This is a genomic window from Allochromatium palmeri (genome assembly GCF_009720725.1).
GTDB lineage: Bacteria > Pseudomonadota > Gammaproteobacteria > Chromatiales > Chromatiaceae > Thermochromatium > Thermochromatium palmeri.
Genome location: NZ_WNKT01000149.1, coordinates 1 through 779, shown reverse-complemented (window position 1 = coordinate 779; position 779 = coordinate 1). Strand labels below are relative to the sequence as shown.

The window sequence follows — 779 nt, the reverse complement described above, 5'->3', positions numbered from 1 at the left end:
CCCGACGACGACACCCGCCGCCAATGGCACCGCCTGTTCGGCATCGCCCTGACCGAACTGTTCGAGGGCGCTCCCTGGCGCGTTGAACTCGAACAAGAACTGGCCGTGCGCAGCCAACTGCTCGACGTGGCCATCATCGAAGCCGTCGAAGAGGGCGCCGAACGCCGCCTCCCGCCCGACCTGCCCGACGGGCTCGAAAGCCTGCGCGCCCACAACCTGCTAACCTACAAATCTCACCACGAAGCCCTCAACGCTTGGGCGCTCGACGAACTGATCGGCCACTACGTCAACTACCGCAAACTGCACCTGAACGCGAGCGGCAAACGTCACCCCGCCGCCGACTTCGGCCTCTACGCCGTCGCCACCCGCTACCCGCGCGCGCTCAACACCGCCCAGAGGCTGAAACCAACCGCCCGGGACGGCGTCTATGATCAACCCTGGGGCGGACAGGTGGTGCGCGTCATCGTCCTCAACGAAATCGCCCCCCACCCACGCAATGCCGCCTGGGAACTGTTCGCCAACGAACGCGAGCGCCTGCGTCAGGGACTCATCCACTACCGCGCCCGCTACGCGCACCCCACCCCCGGCGGACACTGGGAACTATTACACTATCTGCACCGGCTCTACCAACGCGAGGTACCCGACATGGCCTATACCTACGAAGAGTTTCTGCGCGAAGCCGAAGAGATCGCCATCACCCGCGCCATCGAACGCGACCCGGCGGCCATCATCAAGCGCTTTGATGCCGAAGAGCGGCTCAAGGGCCTGGATGCCGAAGA

The 779-nt window shown here is 65.2% G+C and carries 1 protein-coding gene; it reads left to right on the top strand.

Annotated features, from left to right (window positions below; translation table 11 throughout):
* Positions 1-779: hypothetical protein (locus GJ668_RS20230; RefSeq protein ID WP_186343240.1), on the top strand; the 779-nt coding region annotated here is incomplete at both ends.